Source organism: Pseudomonas fluorescens, assembly GCF_902497745.1.
Taxonomy (GTDB): Bacteria; Pseudomonadota; Gammaproteobacteria; order Pseudomonadales; family Pseudomonadaceae; genus Aquipseudomonas; species Aquipseudomonas fluorescens_BM.
Genome location: NZ_CABVHJ010000022.1, coordinates 85642 through 99498 on the forward strand (window position 1 = coordinate 85642; position 13857 = coordinate 99498).

At 58.5% G+C, this 13857-nt stretch carries 12 protein-coding genes; 8 read left to right on the plus strand and 4 right to left on the minus strand.

All coding sequences use genetic code 11. The annotated features are described in order from the left end of the window. Positions 1-63: 63 nt before the first annotated feature. Positions 64-2115, minus strand: a complete 2052-nt coding sequence (metG, locus tag F8N44_RS26365) for a methionine--tRNA ligase (protein WP_150652366.1) — start codon at positions 2113-2115, stop codon at positions 64-66. 155 nt (positions 2116-2270) lie between these two features. On the opposite strand from metG, the gene apbC reads away from it, so the two are divergent. Beyond that, positions 2271-3365, plus strand: a complete 1095-nt coding sequence (gene apbC / locus F8N44_RS26370) for an iron-sulfur cluster carrier protein ApbC (protein ID WP_150652367.1) — start codon at positions 2271-2273, stop codon at positions 3363-3365. A 135-nt stretch (positions 3366-3500) separates the two neighbouring features. On the opposite strand, the gene F8N44_RS26375 is transcribed toward apbC, so the two are convergent. Beyond that, entirely contained in the window at positions 3501-4259 is a 759-nt protein-coding gene (locus tag F8N44_RS26375; protein WP_150652368.1) for an SDR family oxidoreductase, read from the minus strand. Positions 4260-4423: 164 nt separating this feature from the next. On the opposite strand from F8N44_RS26375, the gene F8N44_RS26380 reads away from it, so the two are divergent. From F8N44_RS26380 to groL, 4 genes are all read left to right on the plus strand, one after another. Further along, a complete protein-coding gene (locus F8N44_RS26380) occupies positions 4424-5155 on the plus strand; it encodes a HugZ family protein (RefSeq protein WP_150652369.1) in 732 nt (243 codons plus the stop codon). Between the two features lie 65 nt (positions 5156-5220). Then, positions 5221-5697 carry an FxsA family protein gene (locus F8N44_RS26385; RefSeq protein WP_077574356.1) on the plus strand — a complete coding sequence of 159 codons (477 nt, stop codon included), beginning with the start codon at positions 5221-5223 and terminating at the stop codon, positions 5695-5697. 248 nt (positions 5698-5945) lie between these two features. Beyond that, a complete protein-coding gene (locus F8N44_RS26390) occupies positions 5946-6239 on the plus strand; it encodes a co-chaperone GroES (RefSeq protein ID WP_007916610.1) in 294 nt (97 codons plus the stop codon). A gap of 51 nt (positions 6240-6290) precedes the next feature. Continuing rightward, positions 6291-7937 carry a chaperonin GroEL gene (gene groL, locus F8N44_RS26395; protein ID WP_127929586.1) on the plus strand — a complete coding sequence of 549 codons (1647 nt, stop codon included), beginning with the start codon at positions 6291-6293 and terminating at the stop codon, positions 7935-7937. Positions 7938-8129: 192 nt separating this feature from the next. On the opposite strand, the gene F8N44_RS26400 is transcribed toward groL, so the two are convergent. After that, positions 8130-8873: a phosphatase PAP2 family protein gene (locus tag F8N44_RS26400; RefSeq protein ID WP_150652370.1), complete on the minus strand. Its 744-nt coding sequence runs from the start codon at positions 8871-8873 to the stop codon at positions 8130-8132. A 54-nt stretch (positions 8874-8927) separates the two neighbouring features. After that, on the minus strand, positions 8928-10877 hold the full coding sequence (locus F8N44_RS26405; RefSeq protein WP_150652371.1) for an LTA synthase family protein: 1950 nt from the start codon (positions 10875-10877) through the stop codon (positions 8928-8930). Between the two features lie 202 nt (positions 10878-11079). Between F8N44_RS26405 and colR the strand changes: the two genes are divergently transcribed. The 3 genes from colR to F8N44_RS26420 all read left to right on the plus strand — a co-directional run bounded on the left by colR (position 11080) and on the right by F8N44_RS26420 (position 13857). Beyond that, positions 11080-11763, plus strand: a complete 684-nt coding sequence (colR, locus tag F8N44_RS26410; protein ID WP_016986673.1) for a two-component system response regulator ColR — start codon at positions 11080-11082, stop codon at positions 11761-11763. After that, positions 11753-13027: a sensor histidine kinase gene (locus F8N44_RS26415; protein WP_150652372.1), complete on the plus strand. Its 1275-nt coding sequence runs from the start codon at positions 11753-11755 to the stop codon at positions 13025-13027. The genes colR and F8N44_RS26415 overlap by 11 nt, the downstream gene beginning before the upstream one ends. Positions 13028-13188: 161 nt before the next feature. Further along, complete coding sequence (locus tag F8N44_RS26420) at positions 13189-13857, plus strand: class I SAM-dependent methyltransferase (protein WP_127929583.1); 669 nt, start codon at positions 13189-13191, stop codon at positions 13855-13857.

Below are 13857 nucleotides of genomic sequence, written 5' to 3' on the forward strand. Positions count from 1 at the left end.
CAGATATGAAAAATCCCACCGGCATGCGGGGCACGTCGGTGGGATCGATTTTGTTGCTGTCGCTTACTTGATGCGCTGACCCGGCTTGGCGCCGCTGTCCGGGCTCAGCAGGTAAATCTCTTCACCGCCGGGGCCGGCCGCCATCACCATGCCTTCGGAGATACCGAACTTCATTTTCCGAGGCTTGAGGTTGGCGATCATCATGGTCAGGCGACCGTCGAGCTTGGACGGATCCGGATAAGCGCTCTTGATCCCGGAGAACACGTTGCGTTGCTCGTCACCGATATCCAGTGTCAGGCGCAGCAGTTTGTCGGCACCTTCCACGTGTTCGGCCTTGACGATCAATGCGACGCGCAGGTCGATGGCGGCAAAGGCGTCGAAGTCGATTTCCGGCGACAACGGATCCTTGGCCAGTTCGCCATTGCCGGCCGGAGCAGCGGTGCCGGTGTCGGTCTGGCTGGCGGTCAGGTCTTCTTTCGAGGCGTCGCTCATGGCTTGTACTTTTACCGGGTCGATGCGGGTCATCAGCGGTTTGAATTCGTTGAGCTGATGGTTGGCCAGCAGGGTGGTGTGGTCGTTCCAGGTCAGCGGGGCGACATTGAGGAACGCCTCGGCATCGGCGGCCAGCAGCGGCAGCACCGGTTTGAGGAAGATCACCAGTTGGCGGAACAGGTTGATGGCGGTGGCGCAGATCGCTTGGACTTCATCCTGTTTGCCTTCCTGCTTGTTCAACGACCACGGTGCCTTGTCGGCGATCCAGGCGTTGGCGCGGTCGGCCAGGGCCATGGTTTCACGCATGGCGCGGGCGAAGTCGCGAGCTTCATAGGCGTCGGCAATGCTTGGCGCAGCAGCGAGGAAAGCCTCGGTCAGCTCTGGCGCGGCATTGGTGTCGACCAGCAGGCCGGCGTTGCCTTTTTGAATGAAGCCGGCGCAACGGCTGGCGATGTTGACCACTTTGCCGACCAGGTCAGAGTTGACCTTCTGCACGAAGTCTTCGAGGTTCAGGTCGAGGTCATCGACGCCACGGCCCAGTTTGGCCGCGTAGTAGTAGCGCAGGTATTCCGGTGACAAGTGATCCAGATAGGTGCGCGCCTTGATGAAGGTGCCGCGCGACTTGGACATCTTCTGGCCATTGACGGTCAGGTAGCCGTGCACGTTGATGCCGGTCGGCTTGCGGTAGCCCGCGCCTTCGAGCATTGCTGGCCAGAACAGCGCGTGGAAGTTGACGATATCCTTGCCGATGAAGTGGTACAGCTCGGCGGTGGAATCCTTGCCCCAGAACGCATCGAAGTCCAGCTCCGGCGTGCGGTTGCAGAGGTTCTTGAAGCTGGCCATGTAGCCGATCGGCGCATCCAGCCACACGTAGAAATATTTGCCCGGCTCGCCCGGAATCTCGAAACCGAAGTAAGGCGCATCGCGGGAGATGTCCCACTGTTGCAGGCCAGCGTCCAGCCATTCGGCGATTTTGTTGGCGACGGCGTCTTGCAAGGTGCCGCTGCGGGTCCAGGTTTGCAGCATTTCCTGGAAGTCCGGCAGTTTGAAGAAGAAGTGCTGGGAATCCTTGAGCACCGGGGTGGCGCCAGAGATGGCCGACTTCGGATCCTTCAAATCAGTCGGTGCGTAGGTCGCACCGCACTTTTCGCAGTTGTCGCCGTACTGGTCTTCGGTGCCGCATTTCGGGCAGGTGCCCTTGATGAAGCGGTCGGCCAGGAACATTTTCTTTTCCGGGTCGAAGTACTGGGTGATCGAGCGCTGGGCGATGTGCCCGGCGTCACGCAATTTGATGTAGATCTGGCTCGACAGCTCACGGTTTTCTTCGGCGTGAGTGGAGTGGAAGTTGTCGAAATCGACCAGGAACTCGGCAAAGTCGGCGCTGTGTTCAGCCTGCACGTTGGCGATCAGTTGTTCCGGGGTGATGCCTTCCTTTTCCGCGCGCAGCATGATCGCCGAACCGTGGGCGTCGTCGGCGCAGACATAAATGCATTGATTGCCGCGATGCTTCTGGAAGCGCACCCACATATCGGTCTGGATATATTCCAGCATATGGCCAAGGTGAATCGAACCGTTGGCGTAGGGCAGGGCGCTGGTGACGAGGATCTTGCGTGGTTCGGACATGTGGGGCTTCGCTACTTGATGAAACGGAGGTCGGCCACTATAAAGCGCCGGGCAAGATATTTCACCCCTGCAAATCGTTGCCGGGCGTGCCGTCCGGAGGATAGAAGGGGTAGGATACCCGCCATCTTTTCCCAGTCTTGTTATCGGAGTTGCCCATGAGTGCCGTCACTCGCGCAGCGGTGGAAGCCGTCCTCAGCCAATACACCGACCCCTACCTGAACCAGGACCCGGTCAGCGCCGGTTGCGTGAAGAACATCGAAATCATCGGTGATCGCGTCAATGTTCAGCTGGAAATCGGTTATGCCGCCGGTCTGTTCAAGAGCGGCTGGGCGCAATTGCTGCAATTGGCCATCGAAAACCTCGATGGCGTGGTGATCGCCAAGGTTGAAGTCAACAGCGTGATCGCCGCGCATAAGGCGCAGGCGCAGATTCCGGGGCTGGCCAACGTCAAGAACGTGGTCGCCGTGGCTTCGGGCAAGGGTGGTGTGGGTAAATCGACCACCGCCGCCAACCTCGCGCTGGCGCTGGCCCGTGAAGGCGCCAAGGTCGGGATTCTCGACGCCGATATCTACGGCCCGAGCCAAGGCATCATGTTCGGCATTCCCGAGCGTACTCGCCCCGAGGTCAAGGATCAGAAGTGGTTCGTGCCGCTCAAGGCCCATGGCGTTGAAGTCATGTCGATGGCGTTCCTGACCGACGACAACACGCCGATGGTCTGGCGCGGGCCGATGGTCTCCGGCGCATTGCTGCAACTGGTCACGCAAACCGCGTGGGGCGATCTGGACTATCTGGTGATCGACATGCCGCCGGGCACTGGCGACATTCAGTTGACCCTGGCACAGAAAGTCCCGGTGGCCGGCGCGGTCATCGTCACCACTCCGCAGGATCTGGCCCTGCTCGACGCGCGCAAAGGCGTGGAAATGTTCCGCAAGGTCAACATTCCGGTGCTGGGCGTGGTGGAAAACATGGCGGTGCACATCTGCTCGAACTGCGGGCATGCCGAGCATTTGTTCGGTGAGGGCGGTGGCGAGAAGCTGGCGACCCAGTACGGCGTCGAACTGCTGGCTTCGCTGCCACTGTCGATGCTGATCCGCGAGCAGGCCGATGGCGGCAAACCGACCGTGATCGCCGAGCCGGACAGCCAGATTGCCATGGTCTATCAGGAACTGGCCCGCCACGTCGGCGCGCGGATCGTGTTGCAGGAAGCGGTGACGCCGGCGATGCCGAATATCACCATCAGCGACGATTAAATCTAGCTGTAAACGCCGGGCAAAACTGTGGGAGCGAGCCTGCTCGCGAAAGCGGAGTGTCATTCAACTCATTAGTTGGCTGATCCACTGCATTCGCGAGCAGGCTCGCTCCCACATTGGTTTTTGTGTTTGCAGTTAGATCCGCAACCCGCCATCCATCTCCAGAATCCGCCCGGTGTAATAGTCGTTCTCGAAGATATACGCCGCCGAATGGGCGATCTCTTCCGGCTTGCCCATGCGCTTGAGCGGGATCCCCGACGTCATTTTCTCCAGCGCTTCCGGCTTCATGCCCAGAGTCATCTCGGTTTCGATGAAGCCCGGCGCAATCCCCGCCACGCGAATGCCGTAGCGCGCCAGCTCTTTGGCCCAAGTCACCGTCGCCGCCGCAACACCGGCCTTGGCCGCGGAGTAGTTGGTCTGACCAACGTTACCGGCGCGGGAGATCGACGAAATATTGATGATCGCGCCGCTATTCTTCAGCTCGACCATTTTTGCCGCCACCTCACGGGTGCAGAGGAACACGCCGGTCAGGTTGACGTCGATGACGGCCTGCCACTGTGCCAGGCTCATCTTGGTCATTTCACCGTCCTTGACCTTCAACAGCAGGCCATCACGCAGGATCCCGGCGTTGTTGATCAGGCCATGAATGGCACCGAAGTCGGCGGCAACCTGGGCGACCATGTGCTCGACCTGTTCTTCATTGGCCACGTTGCACAGATAGCTGCGCGCCTCGACGCCCTTGGCCTTGCAGGCCGCGACCGTGTCGTCGAGTTTTTCCTGATTGAGGTCGACCAACGCCAGCTTCGCGCCTTTGCCGGCGAAATACTCGGCCATCGAGCGGCCCCAACCCTGGCAACCGCCAGTGATAATGATTACTTTGTCGTTGAGTTGCATTCGCATGCCCCGATAGCAGGTCTGATTGGTTTTTGTTTTCAGCGATTCCCGATCTGCACCGGCCATGGCTGGGTTGCACATGAGAATTGCCCGCTGGCGTGACGGGGACTTGATCCCGGGCGCCCGTCCGTTTTTTCGACGGATTCTATTTAAGGAGTCATAAATTGAGCGTTGAAGTGGCCAAGAATGCCCGAGAATTGCTTCTCAAGGAATACCGTGGAGTGCTGTCGACCCACTCCAAATCGATGCCCGGTTTTCCCTTTGGCTCCGTGGTGCCTTACTGCCTGGATGAGCAGGGCCGGCCGCTGATCCTGATCAGTTGCATCGCCCAGCACACCCACAACCTGCAAAAAGACCCAAAGTGCTCGATGCTCGTCGGCGAGCGCGAGGCCGATGACGTGCAAGCCGTTGGTCGCCTGACCTACCTGGCCGAAGCGCAAAAGCTCGAAGACGCGGCTGTCATCGAAGCGGCCGCCGAGCGTTACTACCGTTATTTCCCCGATTCGCAGAACTACCACAAGGCCCACGATTTCGATTTTTGGGTGCTGAACCCGGTGCGTCATCGCTACATCGGCGGCTTCGGCGCGATTCACTGGGTCGATCAGTTGACCCTGGCCAACCCGTTTGCCGGCAAAGCCGAAATCAGCATGGTCGAGCACATGAACAGCGACCACGCCAAAGCCATCGCGCACTATGTCGACCTCGCCGGTCTGCCGAAAAGCGTGCCGGCACAACTGGCCGGGATCGACACCGAAGGCATGCACCTGCGCATCGGTCAGGCGCTGTACTGGTTGCCGTTCCCGGCACCTTGTAATACGCCGACACAAGTGCGCGAAGCCTTGGTTTCATTGGCTCACGCCCAGGTGTGGCCAAAAAATGAAGTGGTCGGCGCTTGAATTCACGAAAGGGCGACGTCATCTAAGGCTTACTGCAAGGCATTTCTTGCGTTGAGGAAACTTTGATGCGCCCTTTTCTGTTGCTCTTTCTGCTGTTTCCAGTGCTGGAGCTGTTCGTATTCGTCAAAGTGGCAGGCTCAATCGGGTTTTTCCCGGCCCTGCTGCTGATCATTCTCGGCTCGATGTTCGGCGTGTTCGTGCTGCGCGTCGCCGGTCTGGCCACGGCCCTGCGTGCCCGTGAAAGCCTGAACCGCGGCGAACTGCCTGCGCAAACCATGCTCGAAGGGCTGATGCTGGCTCTGGCCGGTGGCCTGTTGATCCTGCCAGGCTTCATCAGCGACGTGGTCGGTCTGGTCATGCTGCTGCCGTTCAGCCGTCGACTGCTGGCGAACAAGATGCGCCAGCGCGCCGAAGAACAGGCCATGCGCCAGCGAGCATTCGCCGATGACCTGCAACCTCGTGGCGGTCCTGCACCGCGTCAGCCTCTGGGCCGCGAGGGCGATGTGATCGAAGGCGAGTTCGAACACCGCGACAGCAAGTAACTGCACTGTCTGCACGGCACCTTCGGGTGCCGTGTTCATTTTCGGGGTGCTGAAGTGAAAAATTTTCTGCTCCTGCCCTTGTAATAAGCTTATGCGCCCTTATGTATCGGTCACCGCAAGGTTTCCGGTATTTGAACCGGACAGACTTCCGCGACTCGCTCGACGAGCCGCAACCGGCGCAGGCCGGATTTGTTAAACCCGCCGGGACTACACCGGCCGATGAAAACCACAATTAGGAGAGATCGACAATGAAGCTTCGTCCTCTGCATGACCGCGTCGTTATCCGTCGCAGCGAAGAAGAAAAGAAAACCGCTGGCGGTATCGTCCTGCCAGGTTCGGCTGCTGAAAAAGCCAACCACGGTGTGATTCTCGCTGTAGGCCCGGGCAAAGCTCTGGAAAACGGCGAAGTGCGCGCACTGTCCGTGAAGGAAGGCGACAAGGTTGTGTTCGGTCCTTACTCCGGCAGCAACACTGTGAAAGTCGACGGCGAAGACCTGCTGGTAATGAGCGAGAACGAAATCCTCGCTGTTATCGAAGGCTGATAACCCCCGTTCATTTTCCCGCTACTACAAAGTATTTAAGGAATATCGATCATGGCTGCTAAAGAAGTTCTGTTTGGCGATTCCGCCCGTAAAAAAATGCTCAAGGGCGTCAACGTCCTGGCTGACGCAGTAAAAGCGACCCTGGGCCCGAAAGGCCGTAACGTGATCATCGAGAAGAGCTTCGGCGCTCCGACCATCACCAAGGACGGCGTTTCCGTCGCTAAAGAAATCGAACTCGAAGACCGTTTCGAAAACATGGGCGCGCAGTTGGTCAAAGACGTTGCCTCCCGTGCTAACGATGACGCTGGTGACGGTACTACCACCGCTACCGTTCTGGCTCAGTCGATCGTCAACGAAGGCCTGAAAGCCGTCGCTGCCGGCATGAACCCGATGGACCTGAAGCGCGGTATCGACAAGGCGACCATCGCCATCGTCAAAGAGCTGAAGAACCTGTCCAAGCCATGCGCTGACACCAAGGCAATCGCTCAGGTCGGCACCATCTCGGCCAACTCCGACAACTCCATCGGCGACATCATTGCCGAAGCCATGGAAAAAGTCGGTAAAGAAGGCGTGATCACCGTTGAAGAAGGCACTGGCCTGGAAAACGAACTGTCGGTTGTAGAAGGCATGCAGTTCGACCGTGGCTACCTGTCCCCGTACTTCGTCAACAAGCCGGAAACCATGGTTGCCGAACTGGACAACCCACTGGTTCTGCTGGTCGACAAAAAGATCTCGAACATCCGCGAAATGCTGCCAGTGCTGGAAGCCGTTGCCAAAGCTGGCCGTCCACTGCTGATCGTTTCCGAAGACGTTGAAGGCGAAGCCCTGGCGACTCTGGTTGTGAACAACATGCGTGGCATCGTTAAAGTTGCAGCCGTGAAGGCTCCTGGCTTCGGCGACCGTCGCAAGGCGATGCTGCAGGACATCGCTGTTCTGACCGGCGGTACCGTTATCTCCGAAGAGATCGGCCTGAGCCTGGAAGCTGCTACCCTGGAAAACCTGGGCAGCGCCAAGCGCGTGACCATCTCCAAGGAAAACACCATCATCGTTGACGGTGCTGGCGTTGCTGGCGACATCGAATCGCGTATCGCTCAGATCCGTGCTCAGGTTGCCGAAACTTCCTCGGACTACGACCGTGAAAAACTGCAAGAGCGTCTGGCCAAGCTGTCCGGCGGCGTTGCAGTGATCAAGGTTGGCGCTGGTTCCGAAGTTGAAATGAAAGAGAAGAAAGCCCGCGTTGAAGACGCCCTGCACGCAACCCGCGCAGCCGTTGAAGAAGGCGTGGTACCTGGCGGTGGCGTTGCGCTGATCCGCGCTCTGCAAACCCTGGTTGACCTGAAAGGCGACAACGCTGATCAGGACGTCGGTATCGCCGTTCTGCGTCGCGCTGTTGAAGCGCCGCTGCGTCAGATCGCTGCCAACAGCGGCGACGAGCCAAGCGTTGTGGTCAATGAAGTCAAGAACGGCAAAGGTAACTTCGGTTACAACGCTGCGACTGGCGAATACGGCGACATGATCGAAATGGGCATCCTGGACCCAACCAAGGTGACTCGTTCCGCTCTGCAAGCAGCCTCGTCGATCGGCGGTCTGATCCTGACCACCGAAGCAGCTGTAGCTGACGCGCCGAAGAAAGACGGCGCGGCTGGCGGCGGTATGCCAGACATGGGCGGCATGGGTGGCATGGGCGGCATGATGTAAGCCAGCCTTACCCCCGTAACGCAAAACCCCGCTGACGAAAGTCAGCGGGGTTTTTTATTGCCCAAGTTTCAGCTTCACACCAATTCCTTGTGGGAGCGAGCCTGCTCGCGAAGGCGTCGGATCAGCCAACATTAATGTTGAATGACACACCGCATTCGCGAGCAGGCTCGCTCCCACAATTGGATCTATATTTCAGGCACTGACCGGTTGCGCCTTGACCACGGCCTCGGTTTTCACCGCCGGGCGATACAGCACCCAGTAATACGACCCCAGACAAATCAGCCAGCAAAAAATCGCCGTCCACACGTTGTGCGAGAAGAAGTGTGCACCCTGCATCATCCGGCTGATCGAGAACACCGAACCCAATGCAAAGGCAAAGATAAACGCCTGCCTGGCCAGACGCGGCCGCCGATCACGCAGAACAAAGAACAGCGCAAACAGAGTGAATCCCGTCGCCGCATGACCACCCGGCCAGCAACGGCCCGGCTTGTCGGTCTGTGGTCGATGCTCCATCAGTTTGCTGTAGGTTTCATGGCCGCCAAACTGCTCCAGGCTCCACGGGCACTGCACGGCAGTCACGGCTTTGACCGGGGTGACGAATGAGGTCGCCAGGCCCAGCGACAGCACCAGGCAACCCAGTTCACGCTTGAACGGTTTCAGTCTGTCGAGGAAAAACGAGCCGAGAAAACCCAATACCGCAAACACCGAGAACGCGATCACCACCTGTTTGGCGCGATCGTGAAGGATGTCTTCCAGGAAAAAACTGTGGCGGCCGATGAAGTCGCCCGCAACCGGGTCATAGAATAACCGCGCCAGCACCATGTCCAGATCGGTCATTTCCAGCAGGATCAAAGAGATCGCTGCAACGACGGGAATGCCCAGATACAGCCAAAGATTCATCGGGCGAGGAGTGGGGCGTACAACCTTTGATGACATGTTGGTTCCTGAATAAAAGAAAACGCCCCGGGGCATCAGCCCGGAGCGTTTCGATTAACGTTCGCTGACTTGCGGAGCACCCTCCTTGGGTGCTTTCCAGGCAAGCAGCTGTTGCTTGAAGCCATAACTGGCGGTTTGGTAATAAGTGATCGCGCGGCTGATCAGTGGATCATCACTGGTCGCTCGGGATTCGCGGCTTTCGGTCAGCGCATCGTCATGCCGGCGCAAGCCTTGGCGCGGGCTGAGAATCGCCAGATCCTTGCCGTCGAAGAGGCCCAGATGCTGGTAGTTGCCGACCACGACGCGCGGTGGCAACGGGTTGTCCTGCAACAGGTTGCGCCCGAAGAACGTCGACTGGTAATCCATGTTCAACAATCCCAGTAGCGTCGGTGCGAGGTCGATCTGGCTGGCCAGTTGACCACTTTCGCGCGCCTCGATCAGCTTCGGTGCATAGATGAACAGCGGAATCTGATAGTTGGTGATCGGCAAATCTTCTTTACCGGCACTCCCCGCCGTGTGGTCGGCGACGAAGATGAAGATCGTGTTGTCGAACCATGGTTTCTGCCGCGCCTGCTCAAGGAACTGACCTATGGCGTAGTCGGTGTACTTAACCGCACCATCGCGACCGTTACCGGATTTGATGTCGATCCGGTTGTCCGGGTAGGTGTAAGGTCGGTGGTTGGAAGTGGTCATCAACTGCAGCAAGAACGGCTGTTGTTTGGCGTAATCCGCATCAGCCAGCTTCAAGGTCTGCTTGTACAGATCCTCATCGGCCATGCCCCAGGCGTTCTTGAAGTGAATCTCCGCTTCGTCAACGCTGCTCTGGTCGACCACGCGGTAACCATTGCCACTGAAAAACGCGTTCATATTGTCGAAGTAACCGCGCCCGCCATAGACAAACACGCTGTCGTAGCCGACGGCGCTCAGTTGCTGGCCGAGGCTGGCGAAACCGCTTTCACGGCCAATACGCTTGACGATGGAACGTCCCGGAGTCGGTGGAATGGCCAGAGTGATGGCTTCCAGCCCTCGATCGGTGCGAGTGCCAGTGGCATAGAAATTGTTGAAATACAGGCTCTGTTTGCGCAGCGCATCCAGATTTGGAGTCAGGTCGCGTTTGTCGCCATTACTGCCCAGGTACTTGGCGCTGAGGCTTTCGATGGTGACCAGCACGATGTTCGGTTTGCGCGGGATACCGGGGTTATCGATCATCCGGCGAATGTCTTGCGGATCCTTACCGATGAACTGTGCATTGGGTTCATTCAGTTCAGCACGAATCTGCCGGGCGACTTTTTCCGGCGCCAGGCTGCCGTAAAACTGCGTGTAGTCCAGTTCATTGTTACGAAACGCAGCGAAGAACTGATAAGGGCCGTTGCTCGCCAGTTCATTCTGATAGGCGTTGCCGCCCTGGGCGCGGGGCGCATCCTGACTAAGCAATTGCAGACTCAGGCCGGCGATGACCAGCAACGCCAGCGCATTGAGCAAACGCCCACGCAACGGCGGCAGCGGAGCGTCCAGCGCAGCATTGAACGGCTTGCGCAGGGCAACGCTGAGAGCAACGGCCAGTAGCGTGAGAATGCTCAGCAGCGTACCGATCGGATACGACTCCAGCACGTTGTTCAGCACTTCGTCGGAATACACCAGGTAGTCGACCGCGATGAAGTTGAAGCGCACACCGAACTCGTCCCAGAACAGCCACTCGGCCACGGAGACGAACAGCATGGCGAACAGACTGACGGTCAGCAGCCCTTGCAGGAACCAGCGATGGCCACGGCGACGCCACAGCGCCGGTGGGCAGAGCAGCAGGTACAGGCCCATCGGCAGCGCGGCATAGGCGAGGAAGCCCAGGTCATACAACAGACCGATGCCGAACACGGAAAGCGCAATGCCGCCGGCCTCATCAAGATGAGTCAGCAGCAGGACGGTTCGAGTCAGGAAGAACAGCACCAGCCAGACGCCAGTGACCAACAGCAAAAGGCGCATGGGCGCCGTCTTGAAAAAGTCCATTGTCTACATTCCTTATATCTAATGGCGCGAGAGTCTCGCGTTGTCACTGTAGTCAGGTTGTGAACCGATAGTGAAAAACTTGTTAAGGATTAAATTTGGTTGAGAGAGTTGATTTACGAGGCTTTCAGCCCTAGCTCTGAGCTGAATCTGGCCTTAAGCTGCGCGGGCCATGACGGCCGTTACTGTGTACGGAGGAGATGCCATGCGAATTTTATTGGTCGAAGACAACCGCGACATCCTGGCCAATCTGGCCGATTACCTGGGGCTCAAAGGCTATACCGTCGATTGTGCCCAGGACGGTTTGTCGGGCCTGCATCTGGCCGCCACCGAGCATTACGACCTGATCGTGCTCGACATCATGTTGCCGGGCATCGACGGCTATACCCTGTGCAAACGCCTGCGCGAAGACGCTCGTCGGGACACGCCGGTGATCATGCTCACCGCCCGCGATCAGCTGGATGATCGTCTGCAGGGCTTCAAGTCCGGGGCTGACGATTACCTGGTCAAACCCTTCGCCTTGTCGGAACTGGCCGCGCGCGTCGAAGCGGTCATGCGGCGCACTCAGGGTGGCGGCCGCCGGGCGTTGCAGGTTGGCGATCTGAGCTATGACCTCGATACGCTGGAAGTGACCCGTGAAGGCAAGTTCCTCAAGCTCAACCCGGTCGGTCTCAAATTATTGGCGGTGTTGATGCAGAAGAGCCCGCACGTGCTGCGTCGGGAAATTCTCGAAGAGGCGTTGTGGGGCGATGATTGCCCGGACAGCGACAGCCTGCGCAGCCACGTGCACCAATTGCGTCAGGTCATCGATAAGCCGTTCGCCAAGCCACTGCTGCACACCGTGCACGGTGTCGGTTACCGCTTGGCCGAGGGCCGTGATGGAGTTTAAGCAAAGCCTTTCCCAGCGGATCATCATTGCCTTTGCGTTGATGAGCGCACTGGTGGCCGGCGCATTTGCCATGGGCATCGTCGCGACCGTGCACCTTGTAGAAGAAAAACTGATTTCGGCAGGGCTGGGCGGCGACTTGCAGCGCCTGCTGCTGATGGACAACGTCTCGGACTGGAGCCATCGCCCGGAGCCGGACCAGTTGTTCTATTTCAGCGGCGGCCCGGGTGATTTCGAGTTGCCCAAGGATCTGCGCCACCTCGATTCGGGTTTCCATGAAGTGTTCCGCGAGCAGCTGTCGTATCACGCGATGGTCGAGATCGTTGACGGTCGGCGTTATGTGCTGTTGCAGGATCAAAGCGATTTCGAAGAGCGTGAGCGCGTGCTGTTTGCCGTGGTGCTGGTGGGTTTTGTGCTCAGTCTGGCGCTGGCGGTGTTCCTCGGTTGGGTACTCGCGCGCAAGGTGATGGCGCCGGTGGTGCGATTGGCACGGCAAGTGCGCCATCGCGATCAGTTACTTGGGCTGGCGCCGCCGCTGGCGCCGGATTATGCGGCCGATGAGGTCGGTGAGCTGGCAGTGGCGTTCGATGCCACGCTGGGACGTCTGCGTCAGGCGCTGACCCGTGAAAGATTGTTCACCAGCGATGTCAGTCACGAGTTGCGCACGCCATTGATGGTATTGGCCAGCTCCTGCGAACTGCTGATGGAAAACCCGGCCATCGATCAGCGTGGGCGCAATCAGGTCGAGCGTATTGCCCGCGCCAGCGAGGAAATGCGCGAGCTGGTGCAGACTTTCCTGATGCTCGCTCGCTCCCAGCGTGAGGACGCCGGTTCAGCGCCGCAACAGAATCTTGCCCAAGTGGCTGACAGCCTGTTGTGCGTGTGGCGTGAGCCGATTGAAAGCAAAGGGCTGACTTTGCAGTTCGAATCAGGGAACCCGCCGCACACTTGCTACAACGCGACCTTGCTGACCGCAGTGATGGGCAACCTGTTGCGCAACGCTTGTCACTACACCGAGAAGGGCTTTATTCGTCTCACACTCACTGCCAACGGCTTTGTGGTCGAAGACTCCGGCGTCGGCATTCCGGAAGAAAAGCGCGAAGCGATGTTCGAGCCTTTCGTGCGTGGCAGCGAAAAGCGCGGTGAAGGCCTGGGGTTGGGCTTGTCACTGGTGCAGCGCATCTGCGAGAACCAGGGCTGGACCGTCAGTCTCAGCACGATGGAGCCCAATGGCTGCCGCTTCGAAGTGGATCTGGGCAAAATCTGACGCACGGAGTGGCTCGATGCTACTCCCTCTCACCTGTCTAAATCCTGTATAACGCTGTAATAATTTGTCTGTTTACCTGACATTTTTTTCACAAATGGATGACCTGACGCTGACACGCCGCTCCTTAAGGTGGTGCCATCAGCAATTCAGGAGTCCTGGTGATGGCCGGCCCGATCAAACTCGATTTTTCCGAGAAGTACGACGATCAACACGCGCAGAAATATCTGCGTAAGCACAAGGAAAGCCTTGGACGTCGGCTCTCTCACTGGCGTGATGAACAACTGGCTCGCAAGGCGCTGGCGCTGGTCGGCGAGCCGGGACTGGTGCTGGATCTGCCCTGCGGTGCAGGGCGTTTCTGGCCACTGCTGGGTGAAAAGGCCAACCGGGTGATCATTGGCGCGGACAATTCCGAGTCGATGATCAAGACGGCCATGCAGGCGCAACCGGCTGATGTGGTGAAACGGGTACAACCCTTGCACACATCTGCGTTCGACATTGCCTTGCCTGACAACGCCGTCGACAGCATTTTTTGCATGCGTCTGCTCCACCACATCGGTGAAGCCGAGCATCGCCGGGCGATTCTGCGCGAATTCGAGCGCGTCACCCGTGACAGTGTGATTGTTTCGCTGTGGGTCGACGGCAATTTCAAGGCCTGGAAACGTCAGCGTGCCGAGCGCAACCGTGACAAACGCGAGTATCAGAATCGCTATGTGTTACCGGCTGCTACGGTAGAAAAGGAGTTCGAGGAGGCGGGTTTTCGAATTCAGGAACAACTGGACTTTATTCCGCTCTATGCCATGTGGCGGGTTTACGTATTACGCAAGAGGTAA